The 17,509-nt window shown below is 69.0% G+C and carries 17 protein-coding genes and 1 pseudogene; 11 read left to right on the plus strand and 7 right to left on the minus strand.

All coding sequences use genetic code 11. The features are described 5' to 3' along the window. Window positions 1-212: 212 nt before the first annotated feature. Window positions 213-452, plus strand: a pseudogene (locus AMK34_RS43640) (ion channel); the annotation flags it as partial. An 87-nt stretch (window positions 453-539) separates the two neighbouring features. Here AMK34_RS43640 and AMK34_RS32205 read toward each other — a convergent pair. Next, entirely contained in the window at window positions 540-1,847 is a 1,308-nt protein-coding gene (locus AMK34_RS32205; protein ID WP_073848016.1) for an MFS transporter, read from the minus strand. Between the two features lie 139 nt (window positions 1,848-1,986). Here AMK34_RS32205 and AMK34_RS32210 point away from each other — a divergent pair, with 139 nt between their 5' ends. From AMK34_RS32210 to AMK34_RS32225, 4 genes are all read left to right on the plus strand, one after another. Continuing rightward, window positions 1,987-3,801: a glycoside hydrolase family 15 protein gene (locus AMK34_RS32210; RefSeq protein ID WP_073847857.1), complete on the plus strand. Its 1,815-nt coding sequence runs from the start codon at window positions 1,987-1,989 to the stop codon at window positions 3,799-3,801. Window positions 3,802-3,819: 18 nt separating this feature from the next. Next, window positions 3,820-4,698 carry a helix-turn-helix domain-containing protein gene (locus AMK34_RS32215; protein WP_073847858.1) on the plus strand — a complete coding sequence of 293 codons (879 nt, stop codon included), beginning with the start codon at window positions 3,820-3,822 and terminating at the stop codon, window positions 4,696-4,698. 160 nt (window positions 4,699-4,858) lie between these two features. Next, window positions 4,859-7,039, plus strand: a complete 2,181-nt coding sequence (locus AMK34_RS32220; protein WP_073847859.1) for an RICIN domain-containing protein — start codon at window positions 4,859-4,861, stop codon at window positions 7,037-7,039. Between the two features lie 153 nt (window positions 7,040-7,192). Continuing rightward, a complete protein-coding gene (locus tag AMK34_RS32225; RefSeq protein ID WP_073847860.1) occupies window positions 7,193-7,861 on the plus strand; it encodes a hypothetical protein in 669 nt (222 codons plus the stop codon). A 217-nt stretch (window positions 7,862-8,078) separates the two neighbouring features. On the opposite strand, the gene AMK34_RS32230 is transcribed toward AMK34_RS32225, so the two are convergent. After that, complete coding sequence (locus tag AMK34_RS32230; protein ID WP_016331847.1) at window positions 8,079-8,375, minus strand: DUF1540 domain-containing protein; 297 nt, start codon at window positions 8,373-8,375, stop codon at window positions 8,079-8,081. An 84-nt stretch (window positions 8,376-8,459) separates the two neighbouring features. Continuing rightward, window positions 8,460-9,416: an alpha/beta hydrolase gene (locus AMK34_RS32235; protein WP_038518331.1), complete on the minus strand. Its 957-nt coding sequence runs from the start codon at window positions 9,414-9,416 to the stop codon at window positions 8,460-8,462. Window positions 9,417-9,496: 80 nt separating this feature from the next. Between AMK34_RS32235 and AMK34_RS32240 the strand changes: the two genes are divergently transcribed. Next, window positions 9,497-10,642: a hypothetical protein gene (locus AMK34_RS32240; protein ID WP_073847861.1), complete on the plus strand. Its 1,146-nt coding sequence runs from the start codon at window positions 9,497-9,499 to the stop codon at window positions 10,640-10,642. 13 nt (window positions 10,643-10,655) lie between these two features. On the opposite strand, the gene AMK34_RS32245 is transcribed toward AMK34_RS32240, so the two are convergent. Continuing rightward, the gene (locus AMK34_RS32245) at window positions 10,656-11,552 is read right to left on the minus strand and encodes a PDR/VanB family oxidoreductase (protein WP_198941806.1); all 897 of its coding nucleotides are present in this window, start codon (window positions 11,550-11,552) and stop codon (window positions 10,656-10,658) included. 4 nt (window positions 11,553-11,556) lie between these two features. Next, entirely contained in the window at window positions 11,557-12,186 is a 630-nt protein-coding gene (locus AMK34_RS32250; RefSeq protein WP_073847862.1) for an MSMEG_1061 family FMN-dependent PPOX-type flavoprotein, read from the minus strand. A gap of 67 nt (window positions 12,187-12,253) precedes the next feature. On the opposite strand from AMK34_RS32250, the gene AMK34_RS32255 reads away from it, so the two are divergent. Together AMK34_RS32255 and AMK34_RS32260 are read left to right on the plus strand one after the other, a co-directional pair. Continuing rightward, on the plus strand, window positions 12,254-12,871 hold the full coding sequence (locus AMK34_RS32255) for a TetR/AcrR family transcriptional regulator (protein WP_073847863.1): 618 nt from the start codon (window positions 12,254-12,256) through the stop codon (window positions 12,869-12,871). A 41-nt stretch (window positions 12,872-12,912) separates the two neighbouring features. Then, entirely contained in the window at window positions 12,913-13,155 is a 243-nt protein-coding gene (locus tag AMK34_RS32260) for a hypothetical protein (RefSeq protein WP_228694666.1), read from the plus strand. Between the two features lies 1 nt (window position 13,156). On the opposite strand, the gene AMK34_RS32265 is transcribed toward AMK34_RS32260, so the two are convergent. Next, on the minus strand, window positions 13,157-13,972 hold the full coding sequence (locus AMK34_RS32265) for an oxidoreductase (RefSeq protein WP_073847864.1): 816 nt from the start codon (window positions 13,970-13,972) through the stop codon (window positions 13,157-13,159). A gap of 121 nt (window positions 13,973-14,093) precedes the next feature. Between AMK34_RS32265 and AMK34_RS32270 the strand changes: the two genes are divergently transcribed. Then, a complete protein-coding gene (locus AMK34_RS32270) occupies window positions 14,094-14,768 on the plus strand; it encodes a GbsR/MarR family transcriptional regulator (protein ID WP_073847865.1) in 675 nt (224 codons plus the stop codon). A 47-nt stretch (window positions 14,769-14,815) separates the two neighbouring features. On the opposite strand, the gene AMK34_RS32275 is transcribed toward AMK34_RS32270, so the two are convergent. Continuing rightward, complete coding sequence (locus AMK34_RS32275) at window positions 14,816-15,634, minus strand: peptidoglycan-binding domain-containing protein (RefSeq protein WP_038518352.1); 819 nt, start codon at window positions 15,632-15,634, stop codon at window positions 14,816-14,818. 255 nt (window positions 15,635-15,889) lie between these two features. On the opposite strand from AMK34_RS32275, the gene AMK34_RS32280 reads away from it, so the two are divergent. Both AMK34_RS32280 and AMK34_RS32285 read left to right on the plus strand, forming a co-directional pair. Further along, window positions 15,890-16,651 (plus strand): NBR1-Ig-like domain-containing protein, encoded by a 762-nt coding sequence (locus tag AMK34_RS32280; RefSeq protein ID WP_073848018.1) that lies wholly within the window; start codon window positions 15,890-15,892, stop codon window positions 16,649-16,651. A 299-nt stretch (window positions 16,652-16,950) separates the two neighbouring features. Continuing rightward, window positions 16,951-17,502 (plus strand): YbhB/YbcL family Raf kinase inhibitor-like protein, encoded by a 552-nt coding sequence (locus AMK34_RS32285; RefSeq protein WP_073847866.1) that lies wholly within the window; start codon window positions 16,951-16,953, stop codon window positions 17,500-17,502. Window positions 17,503-17,509 lie beyond the last annotated feature (7 nt).

Genomic DNA, 17,509 nt, shown 5'->3' on the forward strand with positions numbered 1-17,509 from the left:
AGGAGACCACGGCCTTGGCGCGTACGACCGACACCACGCGGGCGGTTTGGCGGTTCGTCCATCTCGCGGTGCTGCGGCCGCTGCTCACCGTCACCGCGTTGCTGTGCCTGTACTACCTGCTCCCCGTCGACCAAGAGCTGCGTCCCTGGACCGTGGCCGCCTTCGCCTGCGGCCTCGCGATCGTGGTGCTGGTCGTCGTCGGCGAGGTGCGGATGATCCTGCGCTCGCCGTTCCCCGCCCTGCAGGGGATCCAGGCGCTGGCCTTGGTCGTGCCGCTGTTCCTGCTCCTGTTCGCCGACGTCTACTACGTGCTCGGGCAGGACCGGCCCGGCTCGTTCGGCACGGAGCTGACGCGAACCGACGCCCTGTACTTCACGGTCACCATGTTCACGACGGTCGGTTTCGGGGACATCGCGCCGGTTTCGGCGACGGCGCGGATCCTCGTGATGATCCAGATGGTGGCGAACCTGCTCGTGCTGAGCATCGCCCTGCGGGTGATCGTGACCGCCGTGCGGCACCGGCGTTCGTCCACAGTGGACCTATCGCGCGGGCAGCAGCACCGCGGCGATCAGACCGATCACCCCGGTCGCGGTCATCGTCGCGAGTGCCAAGGCGAAGCCGTGGCCTGCCGCCCCGGCCAGCACGGAACCCGCGAGCGCCGTCCCCACCGAAGAACCCAGGTTGGACACACCGCGCGAGACCCCCGAGATGTCGCCCTGGGCCGCGTCCGGGCTGCGCGACTGGACCAGGTTCACCGACGCCGTCAGCATGATCCCGACCCCGGCACCGAGCAGGAACAGCCCGGGAACGGCACTCGCCACCCCTGAATCCGCCCGCACCAGCAGGAGTACGAGCAGCAGCCCGGCGATGGCGAGCACGAAACCACCGCGGATCAGACGGCGTTGCGCGTGCCGCCGGGCCATCCGTCCCGCGGCCGCCGAAGCGGCGAGGATGCCGATCGTGGCGGGTGTCAGCGTCAGCCCGGTTTCGACGGCGTCGTATCCGCGGGCCTGCTGCAGGAAAACGGCGATCACGAAGAACGAGCCCTGCAGCATCAGCCATTGCACGTGCTGGGTGATCAGGCCGAGCCGGGTGACGCGGTCGCGGAAGAGCGCGGGGGACACCAGCGGTTCGCGGCCGCCCCGTTCCCGCGCGCGGATGTGGAAGTGGAAGGCGACAAGGATCGCGGCGCCGAGTCCGATGAGGAGCCAAGCCGGACGCAGCACACCGGCCACGACGAAGAACAGGCCCGCCGCCGAAAGCACCGCACCGCCGACGTCGAACGGAGTGCGGGCGGGGGTTTCCGGTGGCTCCGCGATCCGCAGCGCCAGCAGGACGATCACACCGACGATCAGCACCTGGAGGAGGAACGAGGACCGCCAGCCCAGCCACGTCGTGATCAGCCCGCCGAGGAGCGGACCGGCGGCGGCACCGAGCGCGCCCGCGCCGGAGACCACGCCGAACCGGCGCGCCCTGGTCTCGACGTCGGGACTGGCGACGGTCACCAGGATGTAGATCGGCGGGATCATCAGCGCCGACCCGATGCCCTGCAGCAGGGAATACCCCAGCACCAGCGCCACCGGCCCGTGCGCGGCCGAGGCGAGCAGCGCGCCCGCGCCGTAGACGGCGAGGCCGGCGACGAAACACCGCTTGCGCCCCAGGACGTCGGTCAGTTTGCCGCCGGGCACCATCAGCGTCGCCATGGTGAGGGTGAACAACGTGATCGCCGTCTGGACGCCGAGCACCGTGGTGCCGAGGTCGGCGGCGAGCACGCTCACGGCCACGGTCATCGTCGTCGCCGCGTAACTGGCGACGAACTGGGCGAGGGCCAAGGGCGGCACGAGCATCGGCGTGGCCTTCCGGTCGGGGTTGCCGCACACGGTGTCGTGGCCACCACCGGGCCACCTCACCCCGGGCGGATGAGGCGGCGCCCACCCGTCCGGACGACGGTGATCACCGACCGCACCCGATGCCCGAGGAGGCGCCATGCCCGAAACCGCGATCGCCGACCACGGCCTGATCGGCGATCTGCAGACCGCCGCGCTGGTCACCACCGACGGGTCGATCGACTGGTTCTGCAGTCCGCGTTTCGACGCGCCGTCGGTCTTCGGCGCACTGCTCGACGACGAACGCGGCGGCCGGTTCCGGATCCGGCCGAGCGGGCCGCATACGAGCAGGCAGATGTACCACCCGGACACCGCGGTCCTGATCACCCGGTTCTCCGGCGCGGACGGGATCGGCGAGGTGGTCGACTTCATGCCCCCGTGTGACGGCGCCGCGACCGCGCGGCATCGGATCGCCCGTCTCGTGCGCTGTGTCCGGGGCAGCATCACCTTCGACATGGTGGTCGCGCCGCGATTCGACTACGGCCGTCGTCAGCACGAGGCGATCCCGTTCGGGCACGGCGTCGTCTTCGTGTCGAGCGAACTGTCGCTGACGTTGCACCCGGTCCGCGAACCCGGCGACGAGCACCTCGCCGAGACGCGGCTCGAAGGCGGCGACGCGCATCTGCGGCTGAGTCTCACGGCGGGACAGGTCCGGGGCGTCGTCCTCGAGACCGACACCGCGGAACCGCCGCGGGAGATCCGGCTCCGCGAGTTCACCGCCCTGTTCGACGGCACGGTGGGCTGGTGGCGTTCGTGGCTGGCCCGCTCCACCTATCGCGGCCGCTGGCGCGAGATCGTGACCCGCTCGGCGATCACCCTGAAGCTGCTCACCTACCGGCCGACCGGCGGGCTGGTCGCCGCGCCGACCCTCGGGCTGCCGGAGGAACTCGGCGGGGAACGGAACTGGGACTACCGCTACACCTGGGTGCGGGACGCGTCGTTCTCGGTCTCCGCGCTGCTGGCGCTCGGTTTCATCGAAGAGGCCGCCCGCTTCGGCGGCTGGCTGGGCGACCGGATCCGCGAAGGCGGTACCGGGGACGGCGGGCCGTTGGCCGTGCTCTACCGCGTCGACGGCGCGACGGATCTCCGCGAGGAAGACCTCCCGCACTGGTCCGGCTATCGCGGGTCGAGCCCGGTCCGGATCGGCAACGACGCGGCCGGGCAGCTGCAACTGGACATCTACGGCGAGGCGATGGACAGCGTCTACGCCGCCGACCGGGCGGGTTTCGAACTGCCCCATCGCGGGTGGACCGCGGTCCGCGCGGCGCTCGACTGGCTCGGCGAACACTGGGACCAGCCGGAAGAGGGCATCTGGGAGACCAGGGGCGGCCGCCGGTCCTTCACCTACGGCCGGTTGATGAGCTGGGTCGCCTTCGACCGCGGCCTCCGGATGGCGAGCACCCACGGCCGCCCCGCCCCGGTCGAGGACTGGACGTGGCAGCGCGACAGCATCTACGACCAGATCCTGAACCAGGGGTGGCACCGGACGAGACAGGCGTTCGTCCAGCACTACACCGGCGACGAACTGGACGCGTCGCTGCTGCGGATGCCCCGCACCGGTTTCCTCCCTTCGCGGGATCCGCTCTGGCTCTCGACGCTCGACGCGATCGGGAAGGACCTGGTCGTCGACAGCCTGGTGCACCGGTACGACCCGGCCGCGTCGCCGGACGGCCTCGCGGGCACGGAAGGCACTTTCTCCTTGTGCAGCTTCGCTTACGTCGACGCGCTGACCCGGGCGAGCAGGCTGGACGAGGCGCGGGCGGCGTTCGAGAAGATGCTGACCTACGCCAACCACGTCGGCCTCTACGCCGAGGAGATCGCGCCCAGCGGCGAACAGCTCGGCAACTTCCCGCAGGCCTTCACCCATCTCGCGCTGATCGACGCGGCGGTCACCCTCGACGCCGCTTTGGGCTGATTGCGCGAAGATGCGGGGATGGGTTACCGGACCTGGATGCGGTACTTCACACCGTCCGCCGTGCACCGACGGCTGGGCCTGGTGTGCCTCGGGGTCGGGCTGCAGCACGGCGTCCTGCCCGCCGTCGGGCCGCGTGTGCTCGACCATTACGTGGCCGTGGTGGTGTCCAAGGGGCGCGGGTGGTTCGCCGTGACGGGCGGGGAACGGCAGGAAGTCGTCGCGCCCGCGCTGCTGTGGCTCGTCCCCGGGGTCGGGCACCACTACGCGCCCGACCCCGCGCATGGCTGGGAAGAATGCTTCGTCGACTTCGACGGCAGCGCCGTGGACGCCTATGTCGAACTCGGCTACGTCACGCCCGGGACGCCGGTGGTGCCGCTGGGCGACGTCGAGGCCGTGCGCGACATCGTGAGCCGGATCGTGCGCTGCGCGCGCGGCGGCAGCCCGCTCGCCCAGGTCGACGCTTCGGCGGCCGTGCATCATCTGCTGGTGGCGTTGCGGCGGGCCGCCGACAGCACTCCCGACGACGGCCCTCTGCTGGAGGCGCTGGCGCAGGACGCCCTGCTGCCGCTCAGCGTCGCCGAGATCGCGGCCCGCCGCGGCATGACCCTGCCCGAACTCCGCACCGCCGTGCGCCGGAGCACCGAGACCGGGCTGAAGGATCACCTGCTGACCCTCCGCCTCAACCGCGCCAAGGAACTCCTCGCCACCACACGGATGCCGGTGCAGGAAGTGGCGCAAGCGATCGGTTACGAAGACGCCGCCTACTTCAGCAGGCTCTTCACCCGCCGGGCCGGCGTCTCCCCCGCGCGCTTCCGTGAGTCGCGCGTCCAGGCCGTCCCCGGCGGCTGGAGTTCGCGCGTTCCCCCGGCCGACGACCCGCCGTTGGTACCCGACTGACCGCCTTGGACTTCCGCACCGGACCGCTTGGACTTTCCGCGCAATAAGTGCATGACCAACGCTTGAAGTTGACTGAAAGCGTTGACTTACGCGCAATAACGTTCATAACATCGGCGACCGCCCCGCCAACTGTGGTGCGGGTCACCCTTGGGAGAGAGTCATGCGGACCCTGCCTCTTCTCGGCGCCGCGGCCTTGGCCGTGGCGGCGACCACGGTGGTACCGGTGTCGTCCGACGCCGCGCCGCCGGACGCGACGTACACCATCACGGTCGACGCCAAGAAGTCGTTCAGCCCGACCACCGACACCCCGGCGAGTACCTATGTCGACAAGGACGGCACGTTCTACTTCCAGCAGGCGGCCGCGCTCTACGGCGCGGACCAGCCGCGGGAGTGGGACTTCTACAGCGGACGCGATTTCGACGGCTTCACCAAGAACCCGATCAGTTCGGCGGTGAACCCGGCGAATCCCGCCGACCGCAACGACGACACCACCTGGCGCTGCAACAACAGCCCCACCGGCAAGGAATCCACCGATCCGCCCGCCGGGTCGGGTTATTCGCAGCGCAATTTCTGCGACCTCGTCGGCACGTGGGTCGATCCGGACACCGGCGACTGGTACGGCCTGATCCACAACGAGTTCACCCCCGAGCCGTTCGGCGCGTACTCGTTCTCCCATTACGACGCGATCGACATGGCCGTCTCGAAGGACCAGGGCAAGACCTGGACCATCAAGGATCACGCGATCACTTCGCCGTACAGCACGAAACGCGGTGACACGGCGGCGTTCCCGCATCAGACGTTCGACTACGGCGACGGCGACCCGCGCCTGTTCGTCGACACCGCTTCCGGCTATTTCTACGTCTACTACGGCTCGCGCATCGTGCCCAAGGCCGGCGCGGGCGGCCCGATGACCGGGCTGGCGCACGTCGCCCGTTCGCCGATCTCGGCCAAGATGGCGTCCGGCTCGTGGCAGAAGTGGTTCGACGGCGGCTGGAGCCAGCCCGGCGTCGGCGGCCGCGAGAGCAACATGGTCCCCGTGTCCGCCGCGGGCGACACCGGCTACACGCCCGTCGCGGACGACTACGACCCGGCCAACACCGGCAACGTCACCCAGCAGATCGCCGCGGGACAGCTGCCGAAGAAGTCCGACCTGTTCATCATGAACATCGCCTACAACGCGCATCTCGGGCTCTACATCGGCGCCCCGGAGGCCGTGGACAGCGTCGTCCCCCAGCGCTATTACGTGACCGACGACCTGACGACGCAGAAATGGCGTCTCATCGGCGACACCGGGAGCTACACCAACCAGTCGTGGTACCGCTGGTTCGTCGACGCGGCGAACAAGACGAACTCGACCATCATCGGCAAGCAGTTCCGGTCGTACTGCGCGGTGGCCTGCTCGAACAACGCGGGCGGCGAGTACACCACGCAGACCATCACTTCGTCGGCGCCCGCACCGTCCCCTGTGGACACTTCCCGCAAGTACCGGATCGGTCTCGGTGACGGCCGGGTTCTCGCGCAGGGCACCGGAACCGCGACGACGTCGGTCGCGGCCACGACCGGATCCGACCGCGAAGCATGGCAGTTCTCCTCCGACGGCGACGGCTCGTACCGCATCGCCAACGCCGCCACGGGCCAGCTCCTCGGCGTCGACGCCGCGCAGGCGGGCCGGGCATGGGGCGCGAAACCGACCGTCACGTCGGCTTCGACGGTCGGGCAGCAGTGGTTCGTCATCCCGTCCACTGTGGACAAGGGAACCTTCCGCCTGGTGAACCGGTACAGCGGCCTCGTGCTCGGCCTGTCCGGCAAGACGTCACGCCTGGCGGAGACCACCCCGCTGCGGTCTTGGACCGACACCACCGGGAACGCCGTCGGCGGCGGCCGGACCGCGGCCGAACAGACACTGAAGTTCACCGACGCCGGCGCGGGCACCCTCGACGGCGTCCACACCCTGGCCGCGTCCGGCAAGAACCTCGACGACCCGGACTCGTCGACGGCCGCCGGAACCCCGCTGGTCACCTGGACACCGAACCAGGGCGCCAACCAGAAGTGGCTGTTCACCAGGCAGTCCGACGGCTCCTACACACTGACCAACGCGCATTCGAAACTCTGCGCCGACGTCGAAGGCGGGGCCACCACCGCGGGCGCGCGCGTCATCCAATGGACGTGCACCGGTGGGGCCAACCAGCGCTGGAACGCGACGAAACAGCCCAACGGCACCTACAAGATCGCCAGTGTCCGCTCGGGTCTGCTGCTGACCACGGCGTCCACTTCGGACGGTGCGGCCGTGACACAACGGGCCGACACGGGCTCCGCGCTGCAAGCGTGGACCATCGGCTGACCCCTGCGTGGCCCGCTCCTCCGGGGGCGGGCCACCGGGTTGCGTTTGTGTGGCACATCACACTCTCACTGCACGTCCATGATCCGCAACCGTCTCCCTTCATGAGAGCACTTCCGGTGAAAAGTTCACCGGAGGCGTTGGAGGGAGAACACCATGAAGCACACCGGCATCATCCGCACCACCACCATCACCGGCGTCGTCGCGGCGCTGAGCCTGGCCGCCATCGTGCCGGCGCTGGCGAGCCCGGCTTCCGCCGACCCGGTCACCACCGTGGCCGACCTCGACGGCGACGGGGAGATCGAGACCGTCACCGCGCAGCTCACCGGCCCCGACGACCAGGTCATCTCGGCCACCGTGCACGGCACCTTCACGTCGATCCACCTGGGCGCCGACAGCTCCGTCCCGCTCGAGGCCCCGCGCGTCACCGACCTCAACGGCGACGGCCGCGCGGAACTGATCGTCACCCAGTCCGTCGGCGCCAACACCACGTTCTTCACCGCGCTGCACTACGACGGCCGCAACCTCGCCCAGGTCGTCGGCGACGACGACAAGCCGCTGTCGGTCGCCGAAGGCGGTGGCATCGCCGCCCACCTGGGTTACCAGTGCACCCCGCTCGATGGCGGCGGCCGCACCTTCGAAACCGTCGCGGCCGAGGCCGACGACGTCGGCGCAGACCCGCTCACCTACTCGGGCACGCGCACCGTCTACACCCTTCGCGACGGCGCGCTGACCACGCAGAAGACCATCCCGATCACGAGCCGTCCGGTGACCGACCCGGTGCTGGGCACCGACGCCGCGAGCTGCGACCAGCCCGGCGCCTGACGGCCCGTGCTCCGACACGGAACTCGCGTGATCGGGAGCCGAACTCACGTGATCGAAGCCGGAACTCACGAGTTCCGCTTTCCATCACGCGAGTTACGTCTTCAATCACGCGAGTTCCGGGTTGAGTCGATGCCGCCGAGCATGTCGCGAAAGCCACTTTCGGGACGTCTGATGTCCCGAAAGTGGCTTTCGCGACATGAACTCCGCCCCTAAGCGACTAAGGAGCGTACGTCAGGCAGTTGGCGGCATGGTCACCCTCGCCCGGTCCCACCCGGACACTCGAAGCGGTGCATTCCAGAGCGGAATTGTGGCGGCAGTCGGACCGGGAGCAGGCGCCCACCTGAGCGGTCACTCGATCGAGTCCGCCCTTGGTATTGAGCGGGACGAACGTTCCGCAATCGGCCGAACCATTGCCGCCGCCCACTGTGATGGCGAAAGCGTGACAGCCGTCGTGGTTGTACGAACATCCGCTGACCGTGCATTCGTGGACGGCGGGCATTTCGGTGGTGGTCATAACGACTCCTGTACTTCGTGGTGGTGGTGTCGTTCGGTATGACCAGGGTTACACCGGCCCGGTGCGGCGGCAATTCGGGGAAATTCATTCACGTCCGGCGAGCAGCCGGTCCAGCCAGGAATCGCGGGCGGCGAGACACGATCGGGCGACGGCGGTTTCCGGGGCGAGATCGTAAAAGCCGTGGAACGCGCCGCCCCAGACGTGCAATTCCGCCTCTCCCCCGGCCGCCCAGATCGCGCTCGCGTAGGCCACGGCCTCGTCGCGGAACACTTCGGCGGCGGCGACGTCGATGAACGTCGGGGGCAGCCCGCCGAGATCCGTCGCGCGGGCCGGGGCGGCATACGGCGAGACGTCGGGGCCGCCTCGCCGATCGCCGAGGACCATCGTCCACGCCGTCAGGTTGCTGGTCCGGTCCCAGACGCCGACGCCGTCGTACCGGCGCGCGGACCCGGTGTCGTTCCGGTCGTCGATCATCGGGCACTGGAGCAGCTGGCCGCACAGCGCCGGCCCGCCGCGATCGCGTGCCAGCAGCGTGACCCCGGCGGCGAGGCCACCTCCGCCGCTGCCGCCGAAGATGACCAGCTTGCCCGGGTCGAAGCCCAGCTCGTCCGCGTGCGCGGCCATCCACTCCAGGCCGGCGTAGCAGTCCTCCACCGGCACCGGATCCGGATGTTCGGGCGCGCGGCGGAATTCGACGGTGACCGCGACGGCGTCGTGCTTCATCGCCCATTCGACGAGCGGCCCCACCGACGCGAACCGGTCGCCCATCACCATTCCGCCGCCGTGCACGTGGTAGATCCCCGGCCCGCCGCCGCGATGATCCCGGCGCGCGATGACCGAAACGGTGATCTCCGCGCCGCCGTATCCGGGGATCGTGTGATCGGTCCAGGTGACCGGGCGATCGCCGATCTGTTCTTCGATCGTCGGGAACGGCAACGCCCGGTACCGCTCCAGCTGATCCGCCGTCATACCGACCGGCACGTTCCCCTTCAACGCGGGCAGGACGGCTGCGAGTTCGGGATCGTATGCGGGTTCCACCATCCGCGTGAGCCTAGCCAGCGGGCGCCGACGATCCGTATACGTCGGCTCTGGCAGTCTTGCGGTGACATAAGGGGGCGGCCATGGCCGGTTGGTCGGCGATAGCGGGCACGCACAACTACGCGGTCCCCGACAGGGTGAGCGCCGAAGCGTTGACCGAAGCTCTGGCCGAGTACGGCTTCGCGATGGTCGTGGCACGCCCGGCGCAGGCCGAGGGCTGGATCGTGTGCGCGTTGGACGAGGGCCCGTATCCGGTCGACGTCCAGGGACATCGGACCATCGACGCCGTCGGCAAGGCCGCTGCCCGCCTGGCGCGTGGCTTCGGCGGATACCGGCAAGGTGGCAGCCGATGCGACCCCGGCATGCTCACGCATTTCCGGAACGCGCCGATCGTGCGCACCAACCCCGGTGCGCGGCCGCCTGTCCCCACCGTCGTGATCGCGCCCGCGCCTCCGTCGTACGCCCTGGAACTGACTCCTGATCCCGTCTCCGACGCACACGCCGATCCGAGCGGGCTGGACGAGGTCGAATGGAGCGAGCTCGACCATGCCCACGGTCCGGCGGAGGACATTCCCGAGCTGATCCGGGCGCTCGCGCGAGACGACGACAACTGGGATGAACTCCTCGACGAACTCTTCGGCGACAACCTGCTTCACCAGGGGAGCTGCTATTCCGCGACGGCCCCCGCGCTGCCGTTCGTCGGCCGGTTGATCACCACAGGCGGCCTCCGTGCCTCCCGGCGGCTCGACCTCTACACATGGCTGGTCACAGCGGCGGATTGCCTTCCGGCCGGCGTCCTCGCCGACGCCGAACCCGCGTCCGCACGGGGACGGGCCCCCGACGCGGCTCCGTGGACACCGGACGTGCACATCGCCGTCGGCGAGCAACTTCCCGCGCTCCTGACCCGGTGGGAGGCCGAACCACTCGCGACCCGATACGTACTCGCCTGCCTTGCCGCCCTCTATCCCGATCAAGGACGGTGGATGGTCGAGGACGTGGCCGCGATGGCGACGCGCTACGCCGGCCACCGTCCCGGGGAGTATCTGCGAATCGCCGAAGCGCTTTTGCGTGGCGAAGACACGCGGGCCCTGACGATCGCCGAGCAGATCTTCGGCTGGGACGAAGACCTGGACGCGGACTGGCTCGACGCCCCGAACGTCACGGACGCGTTCAAGGCCGGACACGTCCTCGCCGACGGAACCCTGCGCATCGTGAGCGACACGGCGTAGCGCCTACGCCGGGTCAGAGGTCGACGTCCAACCGCGAAGACGCACGCGAAACACAGCAGTACATCCGCCCGTCCGGCGCGCCGATGTCGTCGCGGTGCTCCGGTTCCCCACCGACGACGCGGATCTCGCAACTCCCGCAAACGCCTTCGCGGCACCCGGACGGGATCCGGAACCCAGCGTGATTCAGGGCGTCCAGCAACGATTCCTCCGCGGCGACCGGCACCGTCCGGTCCGAGCGGACACAACGCACTTCGAACGGCACGTCCGGCGCGAATTCCTTGGCCGCCGGCCGGAAACGTTCGAGGTGCAGGCGATGCGCGGGGAACGCCGCCTCGGCGGCGTCGAGCATCGACGCGGGGCCGCAGCAGTAGACCAGCGCGTCCGGGCCGAGTCCGGCCGCCAACGCGGCGAAATCGGGTCTGCCGTCCGTGTGCAGGCGCACCCTGTCGCCGTACGCCGCCTTGAGTTCGGCGGCGAACGGCATGGTCGCTTCGGACCTGCCGACGTACACCAACCTGGCCGAGTCACCCGCCGCCGCGAGCATCGGCACGATGGGCGTGATGCCGATCCCGCCCGCGATGAACAAATACTCCGGGGCGGGCAGCAACGGGAAGTTGTTGCGCGGCAACGAAACATCGAGGGTGCGGCCCGCGCGCAGGAACAGGTGGACGTATTCCGAACCGCCCCGGCTCAGCCGGTCGTGGCGGACGGCGACCCGGTAGCTGCCGCGATCCGCCGGGTCTCCGCACAGGGAATACTGCCGGGTCAGCCAGTTCGGCAGGGACAGATCGACATGCGCGCCCGGCTCCCAGGGCGCCAACGGTCCCTCGGCGCCGCGCAACACCAGCGAGACGACACCATCGGCCACCGGTTCCACGCGGTCGAGAACGGTCTTCTGCGTCAACGGGATCACCTCAGTACAACTGCCGGTAGCCGGTTTCGAGCATGGTCTGGAGTACCTCGGGATCGACGCCGGGACCCATCTGCTCGGCGGCGACCTCGCCGACGGACGGCAATTCGTCCGCCAGCGCCTGACTCGCGGGATCCCAGAGCCGGGACCGGATCAGCGCGCGGCCGCAGTGGAAGAAGGTCTCCACCACGTCGACGATGATCGCCAAGACCGCCGGTTTGCCTTCGGTGCGCATCCTGGCGAGCACGTCCGGCTCGTCGGTGGGATAGGCGCGACCGTTGACCCGGAAGACCTCCCGCATGCCGGGGACCACGAACATCAGGCCGATCCCGTCGTTCTCCGCGAGATTGCGGAACGAGTCGGCGAGTTTGTTGCCCGGCCGGTCGGGGATCGCCAGGGTGCGCTCGTCGAGCACCTTCACGAAACCGGGGTAGTCGCCGCGCGGCGAGCAGTCGGGCAGGCCCGTCGCGTCCGACGTCGCCATCGCCACGAACGGGGCATGGGCGATGAACCGGTGGCCGTGCCGGTCGATCCGGTCGTGGACCTTGGCCCTGATCATGGCCTCCGGCTCCCCCAGCCGGGCACGGACCTCTTCGGGCGACAGCCTGCGCGGACGCGTATCAGTGCTGGTCATGGCACAATTATGAGCAATTGTTCAGCCCGCTCGCTACTCGCTTTCGCGCCGCTTCACCGGGAGTGTCATGACGTCGGAGCAACGACGGATTCAGCCACGTAAACAGCCTCGCCAGGTCCGGGCCGAGCTCACGAGGCAGCGCATCCTCACGGCGGCTGCTCACGTTTTCGCCGAGTTCGGGTACGCCGCGGGGACGACGAACCGGATCGCCGAACGGGCCCGGATCTCGATCGGTTCGCTGTATCAGTACTACCCGAACAAGGACGCGATCCTGGCCGAGTTGCTGACCCGCCACCTCGACGGCGACCGGGCCACCGAGACGCTGCGCCGGTACAAGGAATCACCGGAACCGCTCGAAACCGTCATCCGGGATTTCGTGCGCACGGTGATCGAGAACCATCTCGACGATCCGCGGCTGCTGCAGGTCATGATCGAGCAGGCGCCCCGTTCCGGCGAACTGCTGGAACGGATCACCCGGCTGGAATGGGAGATGATCGGCGACCTGCGGGAACTGCTCCACGACCATCCCGAAGTCCGCGTGCGGGACAAGGACACCGCGGCCCGGCTCGTCGCGTCGACCGTGGAGCTCACCGTGCACCAGCTCATCGCCTCGCCGGGCTCCATCGACGTCACGCGGCTCGAGAACGAGCTCGTGGCGATGATCACCGGTTACCTCCGCGCCTGATTTCCGGGGGTTGACCAGGCGATGAGCGGGTATTCACCGGTGTGAGCCGACTTGGGGACAGCGTGCGCGGCCTCACCGCCCGGTGGCGGCGGCGAGGCGGCGCACTCGCGCTGATCTGGACATTGATCACCTTCGGCCTGGTCACGATGCTGTGGGTGTCCGGCTTCCGCGCGTGGCCGGTGTACCTGACCGCGGCACCGGGCGCCGTCGTCACCGTCCTGCTGTGGATCGGTGTCGCGCGCACTCGCCACCGGAGGGTCGTCGAGAAACAGCCGAGCGGTTGAGCTACTTCGTCGCGCGCATGGCCAGCTGGTCGAATTCGCGATCCGGCAGCGTCCTGTTGAGCTCCAGGAGCTGCTCGGCGAGGTGACCGACGGCGTACCGCGTCTCCGGCTTCTCGGCTTCGATGGCGCTGCGGATGGCGTCCACGACGACGGAAGGGTCGGAGCCGTCGCTGAGCCCGGTTTCCCCGTGCCGCGCCATGGCTTCCGCCATCTCGCGATAAGCCCCGTGTCCGGAGTTCTCCCGCAACTGCGCGGAAGTCTGGTCCTCGAACTCGGTTTTGATGATGCCCGGCTGGATGATGACGACGTCGATGCCGAACGGCTCGACCTCCATCCGGAGCGTGTCGGAGAACGCTTCGAGCGCGTGCTTCGACGCGTAGTACCAAGCGCCGAACGGCAAGGCGATCTCGCCGCCGATCGACGAGACGTTGACGATCGTGCCAGATCGCCTGCCCCGCATGGCAGGCAGGACGAGTTGAACGAGCCTGGCGGGCGCGAGGAGATTGACTTCGAGCTGGTCGCGCGCGCTGTCGAGCGGCACGTCCTCGACGGCGCCGTGCAGCACCGTCCCCGCGTTGTTGACCAGGACGTCGATTCGTTGCCGCTCGTCGAGAACGGTGCCGACCGCTCGGCGGAGATCGTCCTCGTTCCGAGCGTCCATCTTGAGCACCTGGCCGCCCGCCACGCGGAGGTCGTCCATCTTCTCCACACGCCTCGCGGCGCCGTAGACGATGTGCCCGGCGCGCAGGAGTTCCAGCGCGGTGGCGTGGCCGATCCCCGACGACGCTCCGGTGACCAGGCATACCTTGGCCGTCATCCCGGATGCACCTCCCGATTTCTTCGCTTACGAAGAAACCGTAGGCTCGTTTTTCCTATTCCTGCAACACAGAACCTAGAATCGATGCAATGACCATGCCACTGAATGCACCGGAGGACGGGTGCCGGGAAACCGTTTGACCCACGACGAACGTGGACAGATCGCGTCGGGACTGTCGGCGGGGCTCGCCTACGCCGAAATCGCCCGCCGGATGGAACGCCCCAAATCGACCGTGATCCGTGAGGTGGCGCGCAACGGCGGCGCCCACGGTTACCGGGCGGATCAGGCGCAGCAGGCGACGCGATGGCGGGCGCGACGCCGCAAACCCGGCCCGCCGCCGGAAACCGAGCAACCCTCGGAAACGCTGCGCGACTTCGAAACCGAATTCGCCGAAACGATGGCCGCGACCGGTGTCCCGGCGATGATGGCCAGGGTCCTGGCGTGCCTGTTCACCGCGGACACCGGTGGCGGTACCGCCACCGAACTGGTGGCCAGGCTGGAGGTCAGCCCCGCGTCGGTGTCCAAGGCCGTCGGCTGGCTCGAACAACGCGGCCTGATCACTCGTGAGCGTGAGGGCAGGCGGCAGCGATACGTCATCGACGACGACTTCGGCTACCGCGCCTGGCAGACAAGTCTCGAAGCGATGACCCAATGGGCTGAAGTCACCCGGCGAGGTGCCGCCCTGCTCGACGGCCCGGCGGGCGCCCGGCTGGACACCACCAGCCGGTTCTTCCGGCATCTGCGCGAGGACATGAGCGAAGCGGCCGAACACTGGCGCCGGACCGGCCCGCGCTGACGGGGCGGGCGACCGAAGCCGCCCGCCCCGTCCGGAACGCCGTGGCGTCACCCACGCTTGAATTCCTCCCAGGTCACCTTCTTCACCTTGGGGCCGTCGTCCTTGGCGTGGCTCGCCAGCCCGTTGAGGCCCTTGAAGTAGTCGCCGGCCTGGGCCTGCGCCTGCGGCGACATGTCGGTGTCGCTGATCGCGATGCCGTGGATGTGCTCCACCCAGTCGCCCTGGCTCGGCGTGCGGTGCCACGCGGCGAACCCGACCTCGCGCAGTGCCTTCACCGCGGCGGTCTTGTTCGAGATGTTGTTCACCGAGATGTCGACCGCGCCGCCGCCGTCGTGCGTACCACCCGAAGCGCCCACCCCGCCGGCGTTGTACGAGCCCTGCGTGATGGTGAACTTGACCCCGGCCTTCTTCTCCGCGGCCGCGATCATGTCGGCCGTGCGCTTGTTGACCGTCTTGCCGTCCAGGCTGGTCTTCGAGCCGACGCCGATCGGCGCGGTCACCGTGTAGCGGCCCTTGCCCAGTTCGGTCAGCGAGCCCTTGCCCGGCAGACCGCTCGCGGCGAGGCCGCTGTGGCCCAGCGACTTCTGGTACTTCTGGTAGGCGGTCACCGTCGAGGTGCCGAAGTGCCCGTCGACCTGCTTCTTGTCGAGCAGGTTCTTCGCGGCCAGCGCCTGCTCGACCACCTTGACGCTCTCCCCGGAACCCGGCGTGATCGATTGGTCGGCCTTGTACGGATCCCACATGGCCGCCTTGACCACGGCCTCCATGTTGACCGAGGGTGCGGCCACCGCGGGCTGTGCCGCCGTCATCCCCAGCGTGGCCCCGGACAGAGCGGCGAACATCGCGGCGGTTGCCACCTTGCGCATGACTGCTCCTTCACTCGATGGCTGCTCCCTGTGAGCAGCTCGTGACCGACACTGGCCCGGAAGCGGTGTCACCCGGAACCGCCTGTACGCAACGTCTGACGTCAAAAACCGCAGGTTGACAGCGTTTGACAGCGTGCGCGGCGGACCGATCCCGCTGGTCGGCGCGGCGATCCGGACACTCTTCGCGATATAGTCACCAAGCCGCGAAGAGTGACGAAAAACGTTGTCACGTTGGACACGATCGCGAGGGGGAGCGTGCCGGAACCGCGAACAGGAGAACGGGCGCCGGAGCTCGAAGCGTTCATGGAGGAGCTGCGGAAGCTCCGGACGCGAGCCGGGGAGCCGTCCTTCCGGAAGATGGCCGCGAAGTCCGGCGCGGTGTCCCACGCGACCCTGCATCTCACCGTCACCGGCAAGCGGTTGCAGCCGTGGGAGACGGTCCGGGAGTTCGTCCGCGCCTGCGACGGTGACGAAGAGGAATGGCACGCCCGATGGCAGGGTGTCCAGCTCGTGCTCGCCGCCGACCGCGAACCGGATCCCGCGCCGCGGTCGCGGTCCAAACTCCTCCTGGTGACGCTCGCCCTCGTCGCCGTCGCCGCGATCGCCGCCGTCGTGGTCGTCCTGCTGCCGGACGCGCAGGACCCGTCCGTGCCGCCCCATCCCGGTGACGCGAGCAAGTTCGTCGCCGACGTCACCATCCCCGACGACACCGTGGTCAAACCGGGCAGCCAGTTCGTGAAGGTGTGGGAGCTCAAGAACACCGGCACCGTCGAATGGCGGAAGCGGTATCTGCGCCGCACCGACCTCCCGGTCGCGCCCGGCGCCTGCCGCACCCCGGACCGGATCCCGGTCAACGACACCGCCCCGCAGGGGAACGTGCAGGTGACGGTCACCGTGAGCGCCCCGCCGACCGCGCCCGCCGACTGCAAGGTCTTCTGGAAGATGGTCGACGAGGAGAACCGGGAACTGTTCCCGGCCAGCAGGCCGATCTACTTCTCGGTGCTCGTGCGCGCCTGAGCCGTTTTCACGTGATTGAAAGCGGAACTCGCGTGATTGAAGGCGGAACTCGCGTGTCCGGACGGCGATCACGCGGCGGATCTGGTTCCCGGTGTGTTCGCCTCCCAATCACGCGAGTTCGCCGTTCAATCACGTGAGTTCCGCCTCTGATCACGCGTGAGACGCGCCTGAGCCCGGGGAAAACACCTCGTTCGGCCGGAAAAGTGCGCTAGCCGCCGCTTTCCGGGCTCCCTACGCTGAATTCCGCGCACGAGAACCACAAACGGCCTCGGGAGACTCCAGTGAGAGCAACGAGAATCGTGTTCTGCGCCCTGTTCGCCCTCGGCGCCGCCTGCCTTTCCCCCGCGGCGTCGGCGGCGCAAACCGCGTTCACCCTGTCCAGCACCGCTTTCGCCAACGGCGGCCTCATACCCAAGGTGCACGAGTGCACCAGCGGCGGCGGGAACGATCCGGCCAAGAAGAACGAGTCGCCACCGCTGGCCTGGTCGGGCGCTCCCGCCGCGGCGAAGAGCTACGCGATCGTCATGCGCGACCTCGACAACGCCAACCTCATCCACTGGGTCATCTACGACATCCCGGCGTCCACGGCCTCGCTCCCCCAGAACGTCCAGCACGTCTACCGGCCGCCGGTCCCCGCCGGCTCCAGGCAGGTCTACTACCGCGGCAGCGCCAGTCTCTACGGCTACCAGGGCCCGTGCTCGCCCTCGACCGTGAACACCTACGAATTCGTCGTGCACGCCCTCGACCGGGCGTCGCTCACCGGCCTGAACTCCGGTTCGTCGACCCAGGCCGCCGCCAGGGCGATCACCGCGGCCTCGATCGGTTCGGCGAGGCTCACCGGCGAGTCGTAAGTCCCCT

The organism is Amycolatopsis sp. CB00013 (assembly GCF_001905755.1).
GTDB classification, from domain to species: domain Bacteria; phylum Actinomycetota; class Actinomycetes; order Mycobacteriales; family Pseudonocardiaceae; genus Amycolatopsis; species Amycolatopsis japonica.